The 23,284-nt window shown below is 40.3% G+C and carries 20 protein-coding genes; 9 read left to right on the top strand and 11 right to left on the bottom strand.

The window, feature by feature from the left end; translation table 11 throughout:
• Nucleotides 1-113 precede the first annotated feature (113 nt).
• The 8 genes from C8P64_RS16130 to C8P64_RS16095 all read right to left on the bottom strand — a co-directional run bounded on the left by C8P64_RS16130 (nt 114) and on the right by C8P64_RS16095 (nt 7,462).
• Nucleotides 114-1,124, bottom strand: a complete 1,011-nt coding sequence (locus tag C8P64_RS16130; RefSeq protein WP_108173132.1) for a HesA/MoeB/ThiF family protein — start codon at nt 1,122-1,124, stop codon at nt 114-116.
• Nucleotides 1,124-1,360, bottom strand: coding sequence for a MoaD/ThiS family protein (locus tag C8P64_RS16125; RefSeq protein WP_108173131.1), 237 nt, complete (start codon nt 1,358-1,360; stop codon nt 1,124-1,126). Before C8P64_RS16125 ends, C8P64_RS16130 begins: the two co-directional genes overlap by 1 nt.
• A complete protein-coding gene (locus tag C8P64_RS16120; RefSeq protein WP_108173130.1) occupies nt 1,357-1,965 on the bottom strand; it encodes a nucleotidyltransferase family protein in 609 nt (202 codons plus the stop codon). Before C8P64_RS16120 ends, C8P64_RS16125 begins: the two co-directional genes overlap by 4 nt.
• Complete coding sequence (locus tag C8P64_RS16115) at nt 1,962-3,116, bottom strand: XdhC family protein (protein WP_108173129.1); 1,155 nt, start codon at nt 3,114-3,116, stop codon at nt 1,962-1,964. Before C8P64_RS16115 ends, C8P64_RS16120 begins: the two co-directional genes overlap by 4 nt.
• Nucleotides 3,113-4,267, bottom strand: a complete 1,155-nt coding sequence (locus tag C8P64_RS16110; protein ID WP_108173128.1) for a cysteine desulfurase family protein — start codon at nt 4,265-4,267, stop codon at nt 3,113-3,115. Before C8P64_RS16110 ends, C8P64_RS16115 begins: the two co-directional genes overlap by 4 nt.
• Before the next feature lie 73 nt (nt 4,268-4,340).
• Nucleotides 4,341-4,679, bottom strand: coding sequence for a winged helix-turn-helix domain-containing protein (locus C8P64_RS16105; RefSeq protein WP_108173127.1), 339 nt, complete (start codon nt 4,677-4,679; stop codon nt 4,341-4,343).
• 15 nt (nt 4,680-4,694) lie between these two features.
• On the bottom strand, nt 4,695-6,971 hold the full coding sequence (locus tag C8P64_RS16100) for a xanthine dehydrogenase family protein molybdopterin-binding subunit (protein ID WP_108173126.1): 2,277 nt from the start codon (nt 6,969-6,971) through the stop codon (nt 4,695-4,697).
• A gap of 26 nt (nt 6,972-6,997) precedes the next feature.
• Complete coding sequence (locus C8P64_RS16095; protein ID WP_108173125.1) at nt 6,998-7,462, bottom strand: (2Fe-2S)-binding protein; 465 nt, start codon at nt 7,460-7,462, stop codon at nt 6,998-7,000.
• A 300-nt stretch (nt 7,463-7,762) separates the two neighbouring features.
• On the opposite strand from C8P64_RS16095, the gene C8P64_RS16090 reads away from it, so the two are divergent.
• Both C8P64_RS16090 and C8P64_RS16085 read left to right on the top strand, forming a co-directional pair.
• Nucleotides 7,763-9,574, top strand: coding sequence for an alpha-amylase family glycosyl hydrolase (locus C8P64_RS16090; RefSeq protein WP_108173183.1), 1,812 nt, complete (start codon nt 7,763-7,765; stop codon nt 9,572-9,574).
• Between the two features lie 2 nt (nt 9,575-9,576).
• Nucleotides 9,577-10,779 (top strand): NAD(P)/FAD-dependent oxidoreductase, encoded by a 1,203-nt coding sequence (locus tag C8P64_RS16085; protein WP_108173124.1) that lies wholly within the window; start codon nt 9,577-9,579, stop codon nt 10,777-10,779.
• Nucleotides 10,780-10,896: 117 nt separating this feature from the next.
• Here the strand turns inward: C8P64_RS16085 and C8P64_RS16080 are convergent, their stop codons facing one another.
• Nucleotides 10,897-12,021, bottom strand: coding sequence for a porin (locus tag C8P64_RS16080; protein ID WP_108173123.1), 1,125 nt, complete (start codon nt 12,019-12,021; stop codon nt 10,897-10,899).
• A 408-nt stretch (nt 12,022-12,429) separates the two neighbouring features.
• Here C8P64_RS16080 and C8P64_RS16075 point away from each other — a divergent pair, with 408 nt between their 5' ends.
• Nucleotides 12,430-12,636 carry a hypothetical protein gene (locus C8P64_RS16075; protein WP_108173122.1) on the top strand — a complete coding sequence of 69 codons (207 nt, stop codon included), beginning with the start codon at nt 12,430-12,432 and terminating at the stop codon, nt 12,634-12,636.
• Between the two features lie 53 nt (nt 12,637-12,689).
• A complete protein-coding gene (locus C8P64_RS16070; RefSeq protein ID WP_108173121.1) occupies nt 12,690-12,929 on the top strand; it encodes a CBU_0592 family membrane protein in 240 nt (79 codons plus the stop codon).
• 56 nt (nt 12,930-12,985) lie between these two features.
• Here C8P64_RS16070 and C8P64_RS16065 read toward each other — a convergent pair whose 3' ends face one another.
• Entirely contained in the window at nt 12,986-13,207 is a 222-nt protein-coding gene (locus C8P64_RS16065) for a CDGSH iron-sulfur domain-containing protein (RefSeq protein ID WP_108173120.1), read from the bottom strand.
• Between the two features lie 224 nt (nt 13,208-13,431).
• On the opposite strand from C8P64_RS16065, the gene pckA reads away from it, so the two are divergent.
• Nucleotides 13,432-15,009: a phosphoenolpyruvate carboxykinase (ATP) gene (gene pckA, locus C8P64_RS16060; RefSeq protein ID WP_108173119.1), complete on the top strand. Its 1,578-nt coding sequence runs from the start codon at nt 13,432-13,434 to the stop codon at nt 15,007-15,009.
• Nucleotide 15,010: 1 nt separating this feature from the next.
• Here pckA and C8P64_RS16055 read toward each other — a convergent pair whose 3' ends face one another.
• The gene (locus C8P64_RS16055) at nt 15,011-16,153 is read right to left on the bottom strand and encodes a hypothetical protein (RefSeq protein WP_108173118.1); all 1,143 of its coding nucleotides are present in this window, start codon (nt 16,151-16,153) and stop codon (nt 15,011-15,013) included.
• Between the two features lie 171 nt (nt 16,154-16,324).
• On the opposite strand from C8P64_RS16055, the gene C8P64_RS16050 reads away from it, so the two are divergent.
• Genes C8P64_RS16050 through C8P64_RS16035 form a run of 4 tightly spaced genes read left to right on the top strand, consistent with a single transcriptional unit; the run spans nt 16,325 to nt 23,266 of the window.
• Entirely contained in the window at nt 16,325-19,573 is a 3,249-nt protein-coding gene (locus C8P64_RS16050; protein WP_108173117.1) for a SusC/RagA family TonB-linked outer membrane protein, read from the top strand.
• Between the two features lie 11 nt (nt 19,574-19,584).
• Nucleotides 19,585-21,003: a SusD/RagB family nutrient-binding outer membrane lipoprotein gene (locus C8P64_RS16045; RefSeq protein ID WP_108173116.1), complete on the top strand. Its 1,419-nt coding sequence runs from the start codon at nt 19,585-19,587 to the stop codon at nt 21,001-21,003.
• Nucleotides 21,004-21,026: 23 nt separating this feature from the next.
• Nucleotides 21,027-21,791 carry an SGNH/GDSL hydrolase family protein gene (locus tag C8P64_RS16040; protein ID WP_108173182.1) on the top strand — a complete coding sequence of 255 codons (765 nt, stop codon included), beginning with the start codon at nt 21,027-21,029 and terminating at the stop codon, nt 21,789-21,791.
• Nucleotides 21,788-23,266: an SLC13 family permease gene (locus C8P64_RS16035; RefSeq protein WP_108173115.1), complete on the top strand. Its 1,479-nt coding sequence runs from the start codon at nt 21,788-21,790 to the stop codon at nt 23,264-23,266. The genes C8P64_RS16040 and C8P64_RS16035 overlap by 4 nt, the downstream gene beginning before the upstream one ends.
• Nucleotides 23,267-23,284: the final 18 nt, after the last annotated feature.

Raw genomic sequence — 23,284 nt, 5'->3', positions numbered from 1 at the left:
TGAATTTATTTCAGGGTCTGACGATTATATTAACTTCTATTAGATGCTGAAACGAGTTCAGCATGACGTAGTGCTTTCTTAACGTCCCCCAGAACTTGGTTCAGGATTTAATTTTAACCATCAATTATTGTTTCTACTCCTCCTTCAACATTTATAAGGTTATTGAATTCGAATTGTGCTTTTAATAAATCCACTACTTTCTTGCTTCTTTTTCCCGACTGGCAAAAAACCAATACCTCTTCCTGCTTCGGAATTTCTTCTAAACGGTCTTCCAGCTCACTAAGCGGAATTTGAAGAACCTTTCCAGAATTGACCCTTGGTTGTTCAAATATTTCCCGGATATCCAGGTAGAGCTTTGACTCGTCAGAAATTTTGCATTCTATCCTCACCGGAATAATTCCTTCATTTTTGATCTTTTCGATCTCTTCTACTCTCTTTGAAATATTTAATAATTGATCCTGCCCGGATAGAATATTTATCAGTTTCAATTTTCCCGAAAGTACATTTCCGGCACCAAGTATCATTTTTAAAACTTCAGCGGCCTGCATGGTTCCCAGGATCCCCGGGGTAACGCCAAGTACTCCGGTTGCTTCACAACTTATATTCTGCCTGGTAGTCTTCGGAAAAAGGCATCGGTAAGAAGGTCCCTCCTGATAATTAAATACTGAGAGCTGGCCTTCATTTTTATAGATCGAAGCATAGACCCATGGTTTTTCGGTTAGAATACAGGCATCGTTTATCAGGTATTTTGTTTCAAAATTATCGGTTCCATCAATGATAATATCATAAAGTTGAAACAGGTTTTCCGCATTATCTATACTTAAAGGTTCCTCAAAAACATCAATTTCAACTTCTGAATTGATCTGCTGAAGTCTTGATTTAGCCACCAAAGCTTTAGATTTTCCAAGGTCTTCCTCAGTAAACAATAACTGCCGATGAAGATTTGAAAGCGAAACCCGGTCGTGATCTATAAGCCCGAGCCTGCCAATCCCGGCTCCAACAAGATTTTGCGCGGCAGGACAACCCAGTCCGCCAACGCCAACAATAAGTACACTGGCATTGCGGAGTTTTTCCTGACCCGGAACTCCAACTTCATCTAATTTTATTTGTCGGTCGTATCTCATTATCCTCCTGCGAATGGCGGCAAAAAAGCCACCTCATCGCCTTCATTTAATTCTACTTTGTTATCTAAATTCTGGTTCACCGCCAGCTGTACAGATTCAGGATCCTGAATCTGATATCTACGAACTTGTCGATCTTTAAGCTCTATAGCCGATGTTCCTGAAGGAACCTCCAACAACTCTTCGGTTTTTCCCGCAAGTTCGGCAATCATTCCAAAATATTTTACCGTCACTTTCATTCTTTCTCTAGCTTCTTTAATAATTCCACATCTTCTTTAGTATCCACATCAAAATTCCCTTTTTCAAATTTTACCGTCCTGAACTCAATTTTCTTATCATAGATCAGTTTTTTAGCTCCAAGATCTCCTTTCAATTCTTTCAAATACGGGAAAACCGAACTTGAAAAAATCGCAGGAACACCAACATCTCCGTCGTATTCTGAAAAAGTCGCCTCACTGTTCCCGGCTAATTGTTCTTTTATCAAGGCATCAATTCTTTCCTTACTTACAAACGGCTGATCTGAAAGCAGGATAAGTAAATGCTCCAGATCTTGTTCCTTTTCCAGAGACCTCTCCAGACCTGTCCTGATACTTGAAGCCATTCCTTCCTGCCAGTTTTCATTAAAAAGGATTTCAAACTTTTTCGGTTCGATCTTTTCTTTTATTTCATCTGAGGCGGCACCAAGCACCAGCACTTCGGTCTCAAATTCAAAAGAATCTGCCACATCTATAATATGCTGCAGCATTGGTTTTCCTTTGAACTCCACCAATTGCTTAGGATACCCAAGCCGACTCGAAGAACCGGCAGCAAGAATTACAACTCCTATTTTTTTATAATTCCTCAAATCTTTATTTCCTTAAACTGAGAATGAATTTTTTCATGAATTGGCGTAGACTTCTCCTTAAGTGGTCTTGCACTTTTCCCTGTTAGAACTGATTGGATTTCAGATAAGATCGATAATCCGATCTCCGCAGGGGTTTCCGCTCCAACCTCCAGTCCTACCGGAGCATGGATCTTTTTCAGAATCTCATCTTTTAATTCAAATCCATCTTCCTTAAGATCACCCTGCATTCTCTGGTATTTCTTCAAAGGACCAAGGATCCCGATATAAGGTACTTTTTGCTCATTAAGCAAAAGTTTTAAAACTGCGAGATCGTAATTGTAATTATGACTCATCAGTACAAAACAACTGCGTTGGTCTATTTTGATATTCTCCAGTGTTTTCTCAGGTTTCGAGACTATTACCTGGCAGAAACTGGTAAACCGTTCTTTATTCGCGTGAGTGGGCCTGCCATCGGTCACGATCACATCCCAGCCAAGCAGATCGGCTTGTTGTGCCAGGATCTGAGCATCATTCCCGGCTCCAACAATAACGAGCTTTACCGGAGGCTGATAATTCTGAATAAAAATATGGCTCGCCTCCTTGTCTGATATTAGCTCCGCAAAAGCAGATCGGTTTTCCTTCAGCACCAATTGAGATTGTTTCAGAATTTGTTTCAGTAATTCCTGCTTCAGTTTCTTACCCCAAATGTTTGATTTTTCATCAATTAATAGAGAAGTTCCATGCTGCACTTTGTTTTTATCCAAATTGAACTGAATTACGATCGCCAAAGCATCCTTTTGAGCAATCACCTTTTTCAGCAACTCGCAGGGATTCAATGTATCCTGATAATCTAAAGGTTCGAACAGCACCTGGATGATACCATTGCAGCCCAACTGGGCTCCAATTATCGCGTCATCTTCATCACTGGTATCATAAGTGATCAGTTTATTTTTCTCCTGGTGCAATGCGTGCAGTGCCTTGCGCAGCGCATCCCCTTCCAGGCATCCGCCACTTATGGCACCTGTGATATTCCCAAATTCATCAACCAGCATTCGTGCACCGGCTCTACGATAGGATGATCCCTCCACATGAACCACGGTAGCCAGAACGCTTTGCGTCCCTTCATTTTTAAGAAGTTCATATTGATTTATGATGGTATCCAGTTCTCTCATACCTCAGCTCTTTTTAACTGGTTTGCGGTTTTCTTGATTTCTTCAGCTGCGAATTCAATGTCTGAAAGGCTGGTATTTGTTCCTAAACTGATCCTTAAAGAGGATAACGCCTGTTCATCACTTAAACCCATCGCTTTTAAAACATGCGAAGGTTTAATAATATTAGATGTACAGGCCGACCCACGTGAAACCGCCAGGCTATTCAATTTTCTGAGAAGTTGGTTGCAGTCAATATTCTCAAAGGAGATATTGGTCGTATTTGGTAATCGATTTGCTTTCATGGAATTGACTTTACAAACACATGATTCCATTAAAAGTCCTTCCAGTTTATCTCTCAGTTTCGAGATTCTTACTGACTCTTCTTCCATTTCAGAAAAAGCAATTTCGGCAGCCTTTCCAAATCCTACGATACCCGGAACATTCAGGGTTCCCGGGCGCATTCCTTTTTCCTGTCCGCCTCCAAAAACCTGAGGTTCAATTTCGATATTATTTTTCTTGTTGATATATAATGTGCCAACTCCTTTTGGTCCGTAGATCTTATGAGAAGAGAAGATCGCTATATCCAAATTCAGAGCTTTGAGATCAACAGGTATTTTACCCACGGCCTGGGTAATGTCACTCATTAGCTTCACCCCTTTTGAATGAACAATTTTTTCGATCTCATACATAGGATGAATTAGGCCAGTTTCATTATTTGCCAGCATCAGGCAAACCAGAATCGTTTCTGAAGTAATAGCACTCTCCAGCTCGCTAAGATCAATATTACCATCAAGATCTACATCCAGATAAGTGACCTCAAAACCTTCATTCTCCAGAGCTTTTAAAGTATCTAGAATGGTTTTATGTTCCGTTTTGCAAGTGATGATATGTTTCCCTTTTGACCTGTTCCTTTTACAAAAACCAAATATCGCAAGGTTTGCCGCTTCGGTGGCACCTGAAGTAAAAGTAATTCCGGTTGGCTTACAGTTTATCAATCTGGCGACCTGTTCCCTGGAATTTTCAACAGCTTCATTGGCATCCCACCCAAAAACATGATCACTACTGGCATTCCCGAATTTCTCGGTAAAATAAGGCAACATCGCTTCAACCACCCGTTGATCTGTCGGGGTGGTTGCATTATAATCCAGATATATTTTCTTTTTTACTGCCATCTAAGCGTTATGTATAAACGTATATATCGCTATTTAAAATTTAAGGCTCAGGACTATCCGAAGCCTTAAATTCTTATTTTAAAACTTTGATAAGATCGGTTTGCTGGTCTACCAGTTCATCGATCTTTATCTGTAAATTCTCAAACTCACGCATTATTTCCAAACCCTGTGGAGTGACTTCTGCTCCTCCACCGTGCTGACCTCCTTTTTTCAGAATAACCAAAGGCTCCTCAGTATGCTGATTCAATCTCTGAACCAATTCCCAGGCTTTTTTATAGGACATTTCCATCTTACTAGCCGCCCTGGAAAGAGATCCTTCTTCCTGTATTCTTTTCAAAAGTTCGTTAGGCCCGGGACCATAAAACTTCTCTCCTTCATCTTCAACCCAGCATTTAACTTTGATCTTTTTCATAATTGAAAGGATCTGTTAGGTTTTCAAATCGCTACCCGCATTTTTCAATTCATTAATAAAAGGTTGTTTATAGAATCTTTTACCGGTCGCTTTATAAAGGGCATTAGCCAAGGCACCCTGAACAGGTGGAAATGGCGGCTCTCCCAAACCGGTAGGATCTATACCATTATCTATAAAATGCACATCGATCTTTTTCGGTGCCTGTTTGTGACGAATTAAATTATAAGTGTCGAAATTGCTTTTCTGCGGAGCTCCATCTTTAAAGGTCATCTCACTATAAAGTGCGTGACCAATTCCATCGATGGTTCCACCTTCCACCATATTTTTAGCAGCATCTGGATTCACCACGATTCCGCAGTCTACCACACAGGTAACCTTATCTATCAAGGGTTCATTATTTTTCACCGTCATATCAAGGATCTGCGCCACGTATGAATTATGGCAGTAATATGCCGAAACCCCGCGACTTTGAGAAGAACTGCCATTATTCCATCCAGCTTTATCCCTAGCGACCTTAAGAACACCGGCATATCTTTTAGCATCGTAATCATTCTCTTCACCAACAGGATCAGATTCTGCCCGTTTTAGCATATCCAGCCTGAACTGAATTGGGTCCTGTCCCATTTCTTCTGCCAGTTCATCTAGAAATGACTGCTCTGCCCCCGCAATGAAATTAGAACGTGGAGCTCTGAAAGCTCCCGTTGAAATATTTGATTCAAGGCTCCAGCTTTCTGCAAGATAATTGTCGATAGCTCCTGCCGGAAAACGATTGGCGAAAAGCGGACTTTCCGGAATTCCTCCCGCATTCACATGAAAAGCTGTTAGCTTATTGTTCGCATCCAGCGCCGCACGATATTTTACATGATAAGCCGGGCGATATACACCATTGGTCATATCATCTTCACGAGAATATACCAGTTTGATCGGTTTTCCCATTTTCTGAGAAATGACGGCAGCTTCCACCAGGAAGTGACCATAAAGTCTACGGCCAAAACCACCTCCCATTCTAGTCATCTGTATATCGATATCTTCAAGATCGAAGCCAAGGCGTTTATTTACACTCTTTTCAGCATATTCAGGTGTTTGAATAGGACCTAATAACAAGGCCTTATCACCGGTAACATCAGCGAAAAAGTTCATAGGTTCCATGCAATTATGCGCAAGGAACGGGCAAGTGTAAGAACGCTCGATAACCCGGGCGGCATTTTTAAATGCTTTTTCCGGATCGCCATCCTTTCTTACCACTTCAGATTTTTTCTCACCGACCTCAGCCATCAGCGTATTATGAATATCACTGCTTTCGAGGCCGGTTGCTCCAGCCATACCAGCCGATTTCTCCAGAATCTGTATCTGTTCGGTCAATTTTGGATTTAAGTCCCATTCTACCTTTAATTCTTTCTTAGCCTGCATCACCTGCCAGGTAGATTCACCAACCACTACCACTAGTTTTGAAAAGGCTGCCACATCACTCCATTCTTTTTCCATATCCTCCGGATAGGTATCTATGGTAAAAACGTCGACGATACCGGGCATTTCCTTAACCTTATCGGCATCCATGGATTTAAACTCCATCCCGAAAGCTGGTGGTTGTACAAGCATCGCGATGAGCATTCCGTCTTTATAAGTATCCAGGCCATAAAGAGGCTGTCCGGTCACAATTTTCTTCGCGTCTACATTCTTTCGGGAAGTCCCTATTATTTTAAAATTGTCATTATCCTTTAATTCCACTTCTTCCGGAACTTCAACCTGGGCGGCGGCTTTCGCGATCTCGCCATATCCCATGGTCTTATCGCTTCCCTTATGTTTTATCACTCCTTCTTCAACAGTTAGTTCAGAAGCCGGAACTTCCCATTGTTTAGCAGCAGCGGTAAGAAGCATTTGTCTGGCTGTCGCACCAGCTGTTCTCAATGATTCCCATCCCTGACGGATAGACTGACTACCACCGGCAAGCTGCCTGGTGAAAATATCGGTGTTTAAAGGTGCCTGTTCTACGATGACATTATTCCAGTCCACGTCAAGTTCCTCAGCCACGATCATGGGCATGGAAGTCTTTACGTTCTGACCAATTTCAGGATTTGGAGAATAGATGGTTACAATTCCATTATCACCAATCTTTAAATAACCGTTAAGTTCGAACCACTCATCTGGCATTTGCATAGCCATTTCCTCTCCACCTTCTTCTGTAGCTCTTTTACACGCCAGCCAGTTGAAACCGATGATCAATCCGCCACTGGCAACTCCAACGCTTTTTATAAAAGATCTTCTGCCTATTCCTGTTTTTACTTTACTCATTTTTCTCGATTTAAATTCAACTAAGATTAGGCTATTTGGGAATCTGAAGCTGTTTTGATAGCAGCCTTAATTCTGGTATAGGTTCCGCAGCGGCAAATATTACCATTCATGGCATTTTCAATTTCTTCATCGCTGGGGCTCGGATTCTTTTTCAGCAATGCTGAAGCCGACATGATCTGTCCCGCCTGGCAATAACCACATTGGGGAACATCATGTTCCAGCCAGGCCTTTTGAACCGGGTGATCCCCGTTTTCAGAAAGTCCTTCGATAGTCGTTATTTCGTTACCCGCAGCCGATGAAATGGGCAACTGGCAGGATCTTACGGCAGAACCATTAAAATGCACTGTACAGGCTCCGCATTGAGCAATTCCGCAGCCATATTTTGTTCCAACCATTTTGAGATGGTCTCTTAAAACCCAAAGCAAAGGAGTAGTTGGATCTACATCCAGGGTCTGCTTTTTTCCGTTGATAGTTATCGTGAATTCTGCCATGGTCTAAATTTTTCTAAAATTTAATAATTTCTTTCCTAATATGGCGGCTACCTAAACATTTAATTGAAAAATATCAGTTTTTCACCTATCACCCTGAGCTTCAATTTTTTCAGTTTCATAAATAAATATCTCTTCTTAAATGTCTGCATTTTTCCGAAACAGGAGCCTGAACTAATAGAAATAAAACCGCCTTTTTACTGCTTTAAGAATCCTAATAGATTCCGAGTTAATTTCCTCACAAATAAAATTTTAGCATTCGATCCTGAGGTAATTTTAATGGTTTTTATAAAAAAAATTGAAATGAGAAATGCAGAACAAATTAAACTTACTATTGTACCTTCCCCAGGGATGGGTTCTATAGTTGAAGACACACATACCACCTTCAGGGTTTGGGCTCCTCACGCCGATGAGGTATATGTTATAGGAGATTTTAATGACTGGAATGAATATTCTTTTCCATTGGAAAAAGAGGAAAATGGTTACTGGGCAGGAACCTCAGAATTGGCCAAAGAAGGTCATCAATATAAATACCATATAAAAAATGGGAAAGATAGCTTTCATCGTAATGACCCCTATGCCTTTGAGGTAACTAATTCTGATGGAAATTCGATCATCAGGAAAATGGAATTCGATTGGGAAGATGACAATTATACTTTGCCGGCATGGAATTCACTGGTGATCTATGAACTACATGTAGGCACCTTTTTCAGAAAAGATCCCGAACAGGTGGGCACTTTTGAAGAGGTGATAGAAAAGCTTCCATATCTAAAGGATTTGGGGATAAATTGTATCGAACTTTTACCGGTAGCGGAGTTTGCAGGAGGTATTTCCTGGGGATATAACCCCGCACATCTATTTGCAATCGAGCAGGATTATGGCGGTCCGCAAGGTTTATTCAGGCTGGTAAAAGAAGCTCATAAACTTGGGATTGGTATTATCATGGATGTGGTCTATAATCACCTGGGACCTTCAGACGTAGACCTTTGGCAATTTGATGGCTGGAGCGAAAATGATAAAGGGGGTATATATTTTTATAATGATCACAGGAGCGAAACTCCCTGGGGTGATACCAGGCCAGATTACGGCCGTCCCGAAGTACGACAGTATTTAAGGGACAATGCACTAATGTGGCTTGAAAAATACCATTGTGATGGTTTGCGCATGGACGCCACTTCTTATATACGATATGAAGGTGGAGGTTTAGGTTTTGACACAGAGATCCTTGAAGGAATCATTCTTATGCGGGATATCAATTCAGAAATAAGAAGTAAATACCCGAATGTTCTAACTATCGCCGAAGATCTTAAAGGAGATGATATTATGACCAATAATCCGGAACATAGCGGAATTGGCTATGGAACTCAATGGGATATGAAATTTGTGCATCCTGTGCGGGAAGCATTGATCACCACCCATGATGATGATCGTAACCTGGATAGTATCGTTGAAGCAATAACTTATCGCTACAGCGATGATGCTTTCTGCAGGGTGATCTATACAGAATCGCACGACGAAGTAGCCAATGGCAAAGCCCGTGTTCCAGAGGAAATACATCCCGGTGATGCTGAAAGTGCTTTTGCTAAAAAAAGAGCGATCCTGGGATTAGTCCTGGTTACAACTTCTCCCGGAATACCTATGATCTTCCAGGGTCAGGAATTTCTAGAGGATGAATATTTCAAAGATCATGAAGGTCTCGATTGGGGAAAATTTGAGAAGCTGCAGGGAATACACAGATTAACTACAGACCTGATTAAGCTTAGAACAGGAGAATATGGAATGACTGAAGGACTAAGAGGACAGGAAACTCAGATTGTTCATCAAAACCAGGAAACAAAAGTTATGGCCTATAAAAGAATCAATCATGGTGAAAACCATGAACCGGTACTGGTAGTGTTGAATTTCGGACATCAGGATTATGAAAATTACGGAATAGGCATCGACGAAGGCATACACTGGAAGCTCAGGTTTAACAGTACCTGGAAAGGCTACGATGAGGATCTATCTGATCTGGAAGTAACGGGAATGATCAAGGAAGCAATAGAAACCGATAACAACTCCTGGACAGGAAAGATCAATCTTCCTGCCTATGGCGCACAAATATACACGCTATAGCAATGGATATTAGATCTAACGAGCCTTACTGGCTTATAAAGAACAGCCTGGGAACCAGCTACCCTTCACTTCAGGAAAACATAAGCTCACCGGTTGTAATTATTGGCGGTGGCATCACTGGCGCATTAATCGCCTATAAACTGGGAAATGAAGGCTATAAGGTGGTAATGGTGGAACGTAGAGATGTCTTTAACGGTAGCAGTGCCGCCAGTACCGCCATGCTTCAGTACGAGATAGATGAACCCTTGCATCTGCTTATAGAAAAAGTAGGCATCACCAATGCGGTTAGCAGTTACAAGAACTGCGAAAAGGCCATATTCGATCTGGAGAAGATCGTGAAGAGTATAAATAGTGATTGCGAATTCCGGAAAAAGAAAAGCGTTTATTTCACTTCAAGTAAATCTGATCTGGATTTCATCAGGAAAGAATTCGAGGCGAGGAAAGAACATGGTTTTGATGTAGAATTACTGGAGAATAATCAGCTACAAGAACTAGGCATCCAGAAAGGATTACTAGGAATAAGGTCCAGGTCTGGTGCGGTGATGGATCCATACGAACTCTCCAAGGACCTATTAAATTATTGTACCGATAAGGGACTTAGAATTTTTGATAGAAACGAGATCGTGGAATTTAAAAGTACCGAAGACGGGATGGAATTAACAACCAACTCGAACTTCAGCATAAAAACAGAGCATGTGATCCACTGCACCGGTTATGAAAGTACTAAGACCCTGAAGGAAGATGTGGTGAAACTGAAAAGCACCTATGCTATGGCCAGTGAAGCCTTCAAAAAAATACCGCCGGGATTTAAAGATCATATATTCTGGAATACCGAAGAGCCTTACCTCTATTTCAGGGCTACGGCAGATAACCGGATCATTATGGGTGGCGGGGACGAAAATTTTAAAAATGCTAAAGGTCGAGACGCATTATTGCCCAAAAAGGAAAAAGCACTGCTCAAATCATTTAGAAAAACCTTTCCCGAAATTGACTATATCCCAGATTATTCCTGGGCCGGTACATTTGGCGAGACCAAAGACGGGCTCCCATACCTGGGAAAGCCAGATCTTCAGAAAAATGAATCCTATATTCTGGGCTTCGGTGGCAACGGGATTACGTTTAGCGTAATGGCCATGGACTGTATCTTACCGATCTTAAAGAATGAACCTCATGAATTCCTGGAGTATTATAAATTTGGGAGATAAGCTAAGCCCGGGTATAAATCCCGGTTTTTTTCTTTTACGAGGGTTCGAGTTTTTCGAAAAGAATCATTACGGCAAGATTACTTATTCAGGTGAAATCTGAACCTGAAATTAAAAGAATTAGAAATTTTTGCTGTACGTATTGCTTAGATCGATACGTATACCAAGGGTAAAGACGTCGGTTTCTCTTAATTCTAACCTGCTATCCCCGGCAGCAATCCTGTATTCTCCATATAGATATGCTCTTTTGGTGGGTTTGAATTCTGCTCCAAAAACAATATCGCGGGTATTAAATTCACCCTGCAAGGGAAGGTCATTCAGATCTGGATCATACTGATTGTACCCCAGTAGAAAAGCATATTTTGGTTTCATGAATTTTACAAAAGCTTCAAATCCATCAGCATCATAAACTTCAGCGATCAATTCATCCTCTACCACTATTTCAGAAAGATCTCCATTGGTCTGGTTGGCATATACCAACCCAATATCCCAGGTTTCATTATTGAAATTTAAGCCAAACGTATAATATTCTGGATGATCATCCATTCCCAGGAAATTATCTATCACTAAATCTGCCAGCAGCGTTCGATTATAAGCGCCTCCAAGCTTTAATCCCTTGAGCAATTCATATTGCGCGCTAAACCCATATCCATCGAACAAATGATCATTGAGGGTAGTACGAAATTGTAATTGACCACCGATCTTCAAATTTCCAAAGCTATTCCTGTAGATAAGAGATTGTGAAGCACGACCGGTTCCCGTTTCCCCTCCATCTGAATTAGCCACATAGGTTGCACTTCCCTTCCCCCCAAATACATTGAATTTATCTGTGTAACCAGTGATATCATAATAAACGCTCCACTGCTTCCCTACCGAGATAATACCATATTTACCAAAGTCGGCACCTAAAAATCCAAGCCTGTTACCAAAAACCTGGTTTTCCTGAGAATTATCTATAGCGAGAAATCCGCTATTGGTATTGGCATCTGTATTGAATTGCTGATTGCTTTTAAAAAGGCTAATTCCTAATTCTACCACGGCGAAGTACCTTATATCATTTTTGGAAACCGAAACTTCAAAACCAAGCCTCGAGGCATTCTCCTGCACCTCGATCTCTTCATTATAAACTCCGAAATGACCACGTAAACTGGTGTATGGCGCAAGCTCTACTTTTAAAGAATCTGAATTCTGACTAAAGGCCATTTGAAAAAGAATAGAGAGTAAAACAGTAAATATGATTTTCATAATATCCTAATATTGGTAACTTAATAAAGAACAGTTGAAACTTACAAGTATTTGTTTTTCAGAATATTAAATGAATTTACCGTAATTAATTCATTAGAACAAAACTTTTAATCGGGACGTTAAAAATTAATGAGGAGATCAAATTCCTCACATAAACCTGAAAAAGTAGCGGAATTACTGATTCCAGATAGTATTTAAGAAATAAAGAATACGTTGAAATCAGTTCTTAAATACCATGAGAATAGATTTTCCTCATCTCATATTTTTCGATTAGGATTACCTAAAAAGTATATCCTCTCTCAAGAAATTCATAAAACCCTTAGTCTTTTTTTTATATTAGATACAAGAAATGTCAATTTTTTCCGAAATAAGGATTTATATTGCACGAGGAGGTAAAAAAAGATAACTATGGGAAGGCCATCGACAAAACCAAAAGAATTAAGGGACGGATACTATATAGAGGTCCGCAACAAGAATCAAAAAAGTGGGGTGAAGATACACCGTGACACTAAAGAACAACTGAAGTTAGCTATCGAAGAATATAAGGAAAGTAAAGAGGTGATCGTTTTGGGGCATTTAAAAAACGGTAAGTTTAAGGAGATCCCCGATCTTTAGAATATTTCAACCTAAGCAGAATTTCCTTTGAATCATCAAATTTTCCAATTTTCATGGATTTAGTTGACTGGGTAGGTTTTGCCGGAGTCTTTCAGATCTTACTGGCTTATATTTTAAATGTTAGCAAAAAGATCTCCAATGAAAGTCTCGCTTTTATTTTATTGAATTTAATTGGAGCCGCTATGGCTTGCCTGGCTTCAATTCTAATGAACTACCTGCCTTTTATAATCCTTGAAGCTGTTTGGGCAATCGTTTCTTTGATCGCGCTCATAAAATATTTCAGAACTAAATAAAAAAGCAACACCTTTTAGATGTTGCTTTTTTTAATTCCTTCAGATCAGGTTTCCAATTATTTTTTAGGAGGCAGATCAAAAGCTTCCGCCGTGTGCTCAAAATGATTTCTATGTGAACCATCACAAAATGGTTTGTTGTTGGATAATCCACAACGACAAAGAGAAACCAGGTCTCTACCGCCGAGGTCATAGACATTACCGTCCTTATCTACGATCTCAAAATCTCCCTGAACCTTTAAAGATCCGTTGCTTAATACTGTAAGTTTTGTTTTAGACATACTATGTTTTAATAATTACAATTGTTATTTCTTTCTAAATCTCATCCTGCTAAGAACCTCTAAATATGCTTTAAAAATATGGATCTTAATAGAGAAAATTTCAATTAAGATGCATAAGGTGGTTCCAATAAATTTCAATAAAATTTATTAAAAAACTTTAAACTACAAGGTTTTCGTAATAATTTACACATATTGCTTAGCGTTAGTTATAAAAACTTAAAAATATGGATATCGATAATTCAAAATCCAAAGTCTATTTTCAGTTAGACCCCGAAGAATTGACTGATATAACTCTAAAAAATAATCAGGGTGAATTAACAGATTCTGGAAGCCTGGCTATAAATACCGGGAAGTTTACCGGTAGGTCTCCTAAAGATCGATTTATAGTCAGGGACGAGATTACCGAAGAAAAAGTGAACTGGGGAGATATAAACCTTCCTTTCACTACCGAAAATTTTAACAAGCTCAAAGAAGATGTTCTTGAGTACCTGGACGGAAAGGATCTTTTTAAAAGATTTGCCTATGCCGGAGCTTTGGAAAAATATCGTTTAAAGCTTGAAGTCATTACCGAATATGCCTGGTCCAACCTTTTTGCATACAATATGTTCCTAAGACCCGAAAAGTCTGAACTGGAGAACTTCAAAAAGGACTGGACGGTAATAGATGCACCGGGATTTATGGCAGATCCTAAAGTTCATGGTACGCGCCAGGAAAATTTCGCTGTGCTTAATTTCAGTGAAAAGACCGTTTTAATTGGAGGAACCGGTTATACCGGTGAAATTAAAAAAGGAATATTTTCTGCGCTTAATTTCATTCTACCGGTAGAGCATAATGTTCTTCCCATGCATTGTTCTGCGAACGTTGGTAAAGATGAAGACACCGCAATTTTCTTTGGTCTTTCAGGTACAGGAAAAACGACCTTGTCTGCAGACCCAGATAGAAAACTTATTGGTGATGATGAACACGGCTGGACTCCAGATGATCGCATCTTTAATTTTGAAGGAGGTTGCTACGCCAAGGTGATCAACCTGGATAAGGAGTCTGAACCAGATATCTACAACGCCATTAAAAAAGGATCTTTACTCGAGAACGTTATTATTAAAGACGGAAAAGTGGATTTTGCCGATACTTCCATAACTCAAAATACCAGGGTAAGTTATCCCATAAATCATATAAATAATATTCAGACCCCTTCTGTAGGGAAAAACCCAAAGAATATCTTTTTCCTTACTGCGGATGCCTTTGGAGTATTACCCCCGGTATCAAAATTAACTTCCAGCCAGGCGGCCTATCATTTCATTTCTGGTTATACTTCTAAAATTGCAGGAACTGAAGCTGGAATTGTAGATCCAGTGCCTTCTTTTTCGGCCTGTTTTGGAGCTCCGTTCATGCCCTTACATCCAACTAAATATGCCGAAATGCTGAGCGACAAGATCGATAAAAGCGGGGCGAATGTATGGCTTATCAATACCGGATGGACGGGCGGACCTTATGGCGTTGGTACAAGGATAAAATTGAAATATACCCGTGCCATGGTGAATGCGATCCTGGAAGGTAAATTAGGTTCGAAATATTCTTACGAGAAATATCACATTCATTCAGTATTTGGAGTTGCCCAGCCTAGAACCTGCCCTGGAGTCCCAGACAAGGTTTTGAGCCCGAGAGCAACCTGGAATGATGATCAGAAATATTATACTATGGCCTTTAAATTATCTAATTCTTTTAGAAAGAATTTCGAGAAATTCGAAGATTATGCTAATGAAGACATTAGAAGAGGCGGACCTCAAAGATTTGATTTTTAAATTACCTGCAGATATTGTTTATATACTGATCCTCTAAAACAAAGACCTTTTCATAATCAACTAAAAATCTACCGGTGGTGAACTGACATTTAAAACTCAGTTCATCACCTTCATTTATATAATGAAAATCTACGTTAGGCACCTGTGCCGGCTGGCAACTTACAGGTTTTGAAAAATCCTCCAGTCTATTCTTGGCTATGGAATTGATTTCACTTTTAAGCTCCTCTACCAGCTTTTTGTCTCCAACATTTTTAAGAAGTTCTTCTTCTGAAAGGAATGTAATATCCCTGCCGATGGCTTTTCCCTTTCTATCTACAATCGTGCTATCTATACTGAATTCATTTCTAAAGAATGTATGCACATTCGCAATCTTGACAAAATTGTCATTCTGCGCCAGGTCTGATCTGTTATAGGACTCTTTAAGTTTTGTCCTGTTATTGGGAATGAGAAATGAATCTATAGGCAGTTCCCTTTTATCATACCAGATCTCATGCATTTGATATTCATAACCTTCAAACTGTTTCCCGTCTGCGCTGCTTTCTTCCATGCTTCTTGCGAACATCACAGCCTCCTTAGCTACATAATGAAACCCATTTCTTTCCCTGAAAAATGGAATTTTATATTCATTTTTTAAAGTCCATTTTCCCTGGTATTTATATGAAGGATAGTCACAATCTGCCGGCAACTCCTTTAATTTTACGTAAGGCTTGATGTATTTATTCTCGAAGCTCCACTTGAGCATTTCGTACCTGGAGTCCTCTTTGGCAATCTCCTTTTCTTTAGGTTCATCAAAAAGATTAAAAACTATAAATGCCAAAAGCCCCAGGATGATGATGCCCAGTATGTATAAAAGCGAGTTGTTTTTACTAACTGGTTTTGAATCCTCTTTTGAACCATGCTCTTTTTGAAGCCGGGTTTCATTCAATAAGCGGTTAACGTTTCTTAATGTTCTCTTGAATTCACCTTCTGACGCTGTATTATTTATAAGTCTTGAGAACTGCGAATCACTATAACAAAGATCCCTGGCGATCTTCGAATTACTGGTAGATTCAAATTTCTTCTTATCGGGATCGAAACTTCCATATAGAGATTCTAGTTTTGAAACAAATTCTTTATGATAAGAGGTGGTATTTTCCTGACTCATATTAGATTTTAATCGCTAAAAATTGATAAAATTCATTAAAAATTATTAAAGTGGCAATCATACGTCTTAAAATTTATATAATTGCTAACAAATGATGCAAAATTTTACGGTTACAACAATAGTCCTTAAAGGTACATTCAATCAATCAGTACTTTAAAAAAACCCAAACCAATGAAATATTTAATTACTAAAACCTTTTTCATCTTACTCTTTTCCTATTCTCAATTTGCTATTAGTCAGCATGAGGTATCGGGAATCGTTAAGGATGAATATGGTGTTCCTCTAGCCGGGGTTACCGTCCTGGAAACAGATACTCAAAATGGAACCGCAACCAATTTCGATGGTAAATTTACGATAACGATTTCGAATGAGGATGGTTCTCTTACATTTAGATACCTAGGTTTTAAACAAAAGCTAATTAATGTTAATGGCCAGAACTCAATCGATGTAGTTCTGGAAGAAGATGTAGAATCATTAGAAAGCGTAGTGATCAACTCTCTTGGTTTTAAAGAAAAACGGGATGAATTAGGTTATGCCAGTTCTACTGTAGACGGTGAAACGGTAAGTGAATCTGGAGAAAGTACGCTTTTAAATGGTCTTTCGGGAAAATCCTCTGGAGTTCGTATTACCAGGAATTCAGGTGACCCTGGAGCTGGTGCTTACATCCAGATAAGGGGATTATCCTCTATTACCAGGAATAGCCAGCCTCTTATCGTAGTAGATGGTGTACCTATTAGTAATGACGTACGGGGAAATTCAGATGATAGTGGAGTTAGCCAGGAATCAAGGCTTAATGATATTAACCCAAATGATATTGAATCTATTTCGGTATTAAAAGGTGCTTCAGCTGCAGCACTTTGGGGAACTCAGGCGCTTGGTGGTGTTATTATCATTACTACTAAAGACGGTAGTTACAACCAGGGACTTCAGATCAATTATTCCTCCACATTCTCTTATGATGAGATCAACCAAAAATATCCCTTACAGACCAAATTTGGCCAGGGTGATGATGGTGTATACGATCAAAGAGCCAGGGATTCTTACGGAGACCTAATTGCAGACCGTCCCGGAGGAACAGATGACTTCGACACCTCGGGAGAATTTTACCAGGACCAGGATGGACGTATCTACTACCCTATCGTAAATAAGAATTCCAGAGAGATCTATGACGATTCAAATTTCGATCAGATCTTCAATAACGGGTATTTCTGGGAAAACAATATCAGCTTAAGCGGGGGTAATGAAAAGAGTTCAGTTTTCTTCAGTATAAGTGATTTGGACCAACAAGGAATTATCATTAATAATTCAGATTATAGAAGAACGACCACACGTTTAAATGCAAGACATAAATTCAACGAAGTATTAAGCCTGGATTTCAGCTCAACCTATGCCCGAACAAGTTCTAACAGGATTCGTAAAGGAGCTAGTTCTTCGGGATTATATCTTGGGCTTTTAAGAAATCCGGCCGATTTTGATATTTCCGGATACAGAGGGAATTATTATTCAGGCCCAGACGCTTCTCCGGTGTCAGACAGACACAGGTCTTACCGTGAACCTTTGGGAGCAGACGGCACACCGACCTATAATAATCCTTTATGGACGATCAACGAGCAGGAGAACGAATCTAAAGTAGATCGTTTTATCACCAATTTCGAGTTAACGGCAGAACCAACAGACTGGTTAGACCTTATCGCCAGAGTTGGACTTGATCATTATAGTGAAGAAAGAGGTGAATTTTTTACCCCGGGATCTGCCGCCGGTGCTTACCGTTCCGGATTTATTGATAATTCACTTGCAACCAATACCATATTCAATATGGATTACATCGCAAAAACTCAGTTTACGGTAAATGAAGATTTCAGCGGTTCCTTTCTTGCCGGATTTAACTATAATTCTAAATCAAGAAGTGTTGAAGGTTCTGAGGCTTCCAATTTCATTCAGTTCGTAGATGTAGCCAGCGGGATAAGAGATATAGATAACGCATTGCCAGAGAACAGGCAGGTTACCAGTACAGAAGGTAGTGAGCGTACAGCTGCGGTTTATTCCTCATTGTCGCTTTCGGCTTTAGATATGTTCTTTTTCAATGGAACTATACGCGTTGAATCGGCATCAACCTTTGGGAATAATGTAGACAATACCTTTGCATTCCCTTCGGCTTCCCTGGCGTGGCAATTCACCAAATTACTGGATATTAATGATGATTTCCTTTCCTTTGGTAAACTGAGGGCCTCTTACGGTGAAGTTGGGGTGCAACCGTCAAGATACAATACTTCCAATACCTATGTATCTCCATCCTTTGGTGATAGCTATGGAGGTGACCTTGACCTTACTTTATACGGAAACGGAGCATTCGTTCCTAGCGCGAGCAGAGGAAATACAGCGCTTAGACCAGAGAGAAAGAAAGAGATCGAAATTGGTACAGACCTTAGGTTCCTGGAAGATCGCTTGCGTTTAAGCGGAACCTATTTCTATAATAAGACCGAGGATGTATTACTGGATTTCCCGGTAGCGAATTCAACAGGATATAGCTCTATTTACGCAAACGGTGCCGAGATTGAGAACAAAGGGATCGAGCTTGATCTTGGATACCAGATCTTCCTAACCGATAATTTCTCCTGGAGCGTAAATACCAACTTCACTTCCATAGAGAACGAAGTGACGGATCTGGCTGGTATCGAATCCTTTAATCTGGGAGGTCTCTCTGCAGTTAGTTCAAGAGCTGTTGAAGGAGAGCCTTTAGGAGTACTTTGGGGTTCACGAACACTAAGAAATGAAGATGGAAGCATTGTACTTGATGAGAACGGTTTCCCGGTTCAGGATCAGGTAGAAGGAGTGATAGGTGATCCTAACCCAGATTGGCAGGGATCTGTATCTACTTCTATAAAATTCAAGAATTTCAGATTTTCAGCATTGGTAGAAACCTTCCAGGGAGCTGATATATACGCGGGTACAAAATCTGTACTTCGTGACCTGGGTAGATGGTATGATACTGCCAACCAGGTGACCGCAGAAAGAAATTATCTAACTTCAGAAGGACAGGTAATAAATATTGGAGAAACCTTCAGGGGTAATATCCAGGATTTTGGTGCAGGTCCAGTAGCCCTTACAGAATCATGGTATAATGGCGAAGGAGGGTTCTTTAGCGGAGGTAATGATGAACTTTATATCGAAGATGGTTCATGGACCAGGCTTAGAGAACTAAGTGTAGGTTACCTGTGGAATTCACAATGGCTGAAGAACACTACGAAACTACAATCTATTGAGCTTACCCTTACCGGAAGAAACCTTTTCCTTTGGACAGAATTTGAAGGAAATGATCCTGATACCAACCTTTCAGGAATTAGTGCAGCGAGAGGGATAGATTATTTCAACAACCCAAGTACAAAATCTTACCTGGTTAACCTAAACGTCAAATTTTAAAATCACCCAAAATGAAACGATATATAATTCTTTTATTAATCATAGCTCTTCAAACTTCGTGTAGCGATGTTGTAGACGGGATCAATGACGACCCAAACAGTCTTACTCAAAGTACTTATGGTAGTATTCTTACCGGTGCCGAAGTTGGAAATATCATCGTACAAACCGGGGAATCTGCCAGAAGATCGGCTCTATTCGCGGGACAGTATACCGGGATAGATCGTCAACATCTTGGTTTTACCCAGTATAATGTTACCACGAGTGATTTTGACGCCCTTTGGTATGACATTTATGTAAACGCTTTTAGAAACGCGGTAGTTGCAGAACAGGCAATTATAGATAATAACATTGGCCCGGTAAGTCAGGGAATTGCTCAGGCGCTTCAAGCCTACATCATTGGAACAACAGCTTCTTTATATGGAGATGTTCCTTACGATGAAGCAGCGAATATTGAAAATACAGATCCGGTTTATGAAGATCAGCCAGCTGTTTATGCCAAGGTCCAGGATCGTCTGGATGAAGCAATCGCAAATTTACAAATGGGAAGTGGGCGTCCTGTGGGTGGAGCCGAAATATATTTTGATGGCGCACCGGCTAAATGGATCGAAACTGCCTATACTTTAAAAGCACGTTTTTATTTACAGACCAAACAATATGACCTTGCCTTACAGGCTGCCCAGAATGGGATAAGTTCTTTCGAAAATAGTATGTATGCACCTCATGGAGATGCCGCTGAAAACTCGAATTTGAACTACCAGTTCTTCGCGGTAGAGGTTAGACAGGCAGATGTGGTGGTTTCCGAATTTATGACCAGCCTTATGCAACCCGGCAGTACCAACCCTATTCCTGCAAATTACCGCGGAAATAGTAAAACAAATGAAACCGCCAGGTTCTACTATATGTTCAACATTACCAGTGTTGGAGTACAGCCAAATACCGAAGATGGATTCGCTGCACAAACAGCTCCTGCTCCATTGGTGACCTATCAGGAAAACTTATTGATCCTTGCCGAAGCTGCCCTTCGCTCACAAGGATTCCAGGCTGGACTGGATGCACTTAACGATTTCAGAGCCTTTATGAATAACGGTGGCTACTTAACGAATATCGACCCTGCCAATCTGCAATACGATCCCTACGTCGCTGCAGATTTTGCTTCCGGAGGAATTGAAAATACAAACGGGTTAAGCCAGGAAGATGCTCTGCTAAAGGAGATCCTTGAAGAAAGATATGTGACTCTTTTTGGGCTAATACAACCTTTTAATGATCTAAGAAGAACACTGAACGAAACTAACGTTAGAGTTCCGGTGGAACCGTCAGCTGGTAACCAGTTACCTCAGCGATTCCTATATCCACAAACCGAAATAGACAGGAATGAGAATACCCCTACTCCAATACCTGACTTTTTTGAACCTACAGATATCAACTCATGAACCTAAAAAAACCGAATAATCCTATGGCGAGAAGACTTCGAAGTCTATCCCTAATATTATTACTGCTCCCGGCCTTTTTACTAGGACAGGAGCAGAAAACTGAAAAGGTCCTTTTTGTAGGCAACAGTTTCACCTTTTTCTGGAATATGCCGCAAATGGTAGAAGCAATGGCAAAAGATCAGGGCGTTGCTCTTGAAACCGCTCAGTCTACAGTGGGTGGCAGCAACCTGGAACAACACTGGAAAGAAGAGAAAGAAACAAAAACAAGACAGCTTCTGGATAATGGTAACTGGGATTACGTGGTATTACAAGATCACAGTACCAGTACCATAGACCATGCTGAAAGATTTAAGACCTACGCTACTAATTTGATAGAACTTGTTAAAGAGAAAAACGCACAGCCCCTATTATCGATGACCTGGGCTTATGATTCAAATCCTTTGATGCAGGAAACCATTACTTCAGCTTACCTGGCCCTGGCAGAAAAGACCGGGACAAAGGTAGTTCCCGTAGGTTCCATCTTTATGAAAGCACAGAAAGCGAGACCAGACCTTAAAATGTATTTCGATGACAAGCATCCTTCTTCAGATGGATCTTATCTCATCTCCCTAATTTATTACAAATATTTCACCGGTAGATCTGTATTGGAAATTCCAAACCGTCTTACTACCAAAGATGCAGATGGGGATCTACTATACCTGAATTTTGTTTTGCCTGAAACAGGAAAATTCCTGAGGCAATTAGTCGAAGAATATGATATGGAAACTTTAAAAGGAGCAGGTAAATGAAAATGAACAAAAACATATTTCTGATCCTTGGCCCTTTACTATTCATAATTTTACAAAGCATAGGTGGACCAGAAGGAATGCCGGCGCCAGCCTGGGATGTTTTAAGCGCAACCCTGTGGATAGCATTATGGTGGGTAACCGAAGCAGTCCCTATAGCTGTTACCGCGTTATTACCCATTGTGCTATTCCCTTTAACCGGAGCCTTAGACCTCTCAACGACGACGGCATCCTATGGTCATAAATATATCTTCCTATACATGGGCGGATTTATCCTGGCCATTGCTATAGAAAAATGGAATCTCCATAAAAGAATAGCCCTGCATATCATCAAACTCATAGGAACCAATGTGAGGAACATTATTCTTGGGTTTATGGTGGCAACCGCATTCTTATCTATGTGGATCTCGAATACGGCCACCTCGGTAATGATGTTGCCTATTGGTATGTCTATAGTATCCCAGCTAAAGGATAATCCTTCAACTGCAAAGGATGAGAATAAGATCTTCGGAAAAGCACTGATGTTAAGTATTGCATATAGTGCTTCCATTGGAGGTATAGCCACTTTAATTGGTACTCCTCCTAACCTGGTTTTTGCAGGTTATATACAGGAGATCTATGATATAGACATCAGCTTTTTTCAATGGTTGAAATTCGGTTTACCAATTTCCATAACCTTATTGATCGTTTCCTGGTTCTATATCACCCATATCGCTTTCAATTTTAAACAGAAAGAATTTCCCGGAGGTAAGAAGGAAATCCAAAAATTGATCGCGGAACTGGGCCCAATGAAACGTGAAGAGAAAATAGTATTGAGCGTTTTTGTGATCACGGCTATCTGCTGGATCTCCAGGTCTTTTATCCTGGAAAAGTTCCTGCCGGGTATAGACGATACGATTATCGCGATGGTCGCGGGAATTACCCTTTTCACCTTAAGCTCTGGCAAGGAAGGAAAACGTATTATCCACTGGAAAGAAGCCGTAAAAATGCCCTGGGGGATCATCCTTCTATTTGGAGGTGGTATGGCCCTGGCATCTGGATTTGAAGTTACAGGCCTGGCCCAGTGGTTCGGCATGCAAATGACATTGTTACAGGCATTACCATTATTACTGTTGATCCTTATCGTAATTTTTAGCGTTAACTTTATTACAGAGTTAACCTCAAATTTAGCGACTACGGCGATGTTACTGCCTATCCTGGCTCCTATCGCCCTTAAACTTGACCTGAATCCCTATATGCTTTTAGTAGCAACTACGGTGGCTGCTTCCTGCGCATTTATGCTCCCGGTGGCAACTCCTCCAAATGCAGTGGTATTTGGCTCGGGATACTTAAGGATCCCGGATATGGTGAGAACAGGGATCTGGATGAACCTTATCTCGATCATATTCCTAACAGCCATGGTTTATTTCATGCTGCCATTTATTTGGGATTTCGATCCTTTTGGATTTAGCGAACAATTCTCAATAGAACAACCATAAACCAGATTAACTCTATAA

The organism is Christiangramia gaetbulicola, assembly GCF_003054225.1.
Taxonomy (GTDB): domain Bacteria; phylum Bacteroidota; class Bacteroidia; order Flavobacteriales; family Flavobacteriaceae; genus Christiangramia; species Christiangramia gaetbulicola.
The sequence above is the reverse complement of the archived record's forward strand: the minus strand, read 5'-3'. Positions and strand labels throughout refer to the sequence as shown.

Excerpts from the sequence above, each read along its gene's own strand:
- C8P64_RS16130 (WP_108173132.1), bottom strand. The coding sequence starts at position 1,124 with ATGAGATACGACCGACAAATAAAATTAGATGAAGTTGGAGTTCCGGGT.
- C8P64_RS16125 (WP_108173131.1), bottom strand. The coding sequence starts at position 1,360 with ATGAAAGTGACGGTAAAATATTTTGGAATGATTGCCGAACTTGCGGGA.
- C8P64_RS16115 (WP_108173129.1), bottom strand. The coding sequence starts at position 3,116 with ATGAGAGAACTGGATACCATCATAAATCAATATGAACTTCTTAAAAAT.
- C8P64_RS16110 (WP_108173128.1), bottom strand. The coding sequence starts at position 4,267 with ATGGCAGTAAAAAAGAAAATATATCTGGATTATAATGCAACCACCCCG.
- C8P64_RS16105 (WP_108173127.1), bottom strand. The coding sequence starts at position 4,679 with ATGAAAAAGATCAAAGTTAAATGCTGGGTTGAAGATGAAGGAGAGAAG.
- C8P64_RS16100 (WP_108173126.1), bottom strand. The coding sequence starts at position 6,971 with ATGAGTAAAGTAAAAACAGGAATAGGCAGAAGATCTTTTATAAAAAGC.
- C8P64_RS16095 (WP_108173125.1), bottom strand. The coding sequence starts at position 7,462 with ATGGCAGAATTCACGATAACTATCAACGGAAAAAAGCAGACCCTGGAT.
- C8P64_RS16090 (WP_108173183.1), top strand. The coding sequence starts at position 7,763 with ATGAGAAATGCAGAACAAATTAAACTTACTATTGTACCTTCCCCAGGG.
- C8P64_RS16085 (WP_108173124.1), top strand. The coding sequence starts at position 9,577 with ATGGATATTAGATCTAACGAGCCTTACTGGCTTATAAAGAACAGCCTG.
- C8P64_RS16080 (WP_108173123.1), bottom strand. The coding sequence starts at position 12,021 with ATGAAAATCATATTTACTGTTTTACTCTCTATTCTTTTTCAAATGGCC.
- C8P64_RS16075 (WP_108173122.1), top strand. The coding sequence starts at position 12,430 with ATGGGAAGGCCATCGACAAAACCAAAAGAATTAAGGGACGGATACTAT.
- C8P64_RS16070 (WP_108173121.1), top strand. The coding sequence starts at position 12,690 with ATGGATTTAGTTGACTGGGTAGGTTTTGCCGGAGTCTTTCAGATCTTA.
- C8P64_RS16065 (WP_108173120.1), bottom strand. The coding sequence starts at position 13,207 with ATGTCTAAAACAAAACTTACAGTATTAAGCAACGGATCTTTAAAGGTT.
- pckA (WP_108173119.1), top strand. The coding sequence starts at position 13,432 with ATGGATATCGATAATTCAAAATCCAAAGTCTATTTTCAGTTAGACCCC.
- C8P64_RS16055 (WP_108173118.1), bottom strand. The coding sequence starts at position 16,153 with ATGAGTCAGGAAAATACCACCTCTTATCATAAAGAATTTGTTTCAAAA.
- C8P64_RS16050 (WP_108173117.1), top strand. The coding sequence starts at position 16,325 with ATGAAATATTTAATTACTAAAACCTTTTTCATCTTACTCTTTTCCTAT.
- C8P64_RS16045 (WP_108173116.1), top strand. The coding sequence starts at position 19,585 with ATGAAACGATATATAATTCTTTTATTAATCATAGCTCTTCAAACTTCG.
- C8P64_RS16040 (WP_108173182.1), top strand. The coding sequence starts at position 21,027 with ATGGCGAGAAGACTTCGAAGTCTATCCCTAATATTATTACTGCTCCCG.
- C8P64_RS16035 (WP_108173115.1), top strand. The coding sequence starts at position 21,788 with ATGAAAATGAACAAAAACATATTTCTGATCCTTGGCCCTTTACTATTC.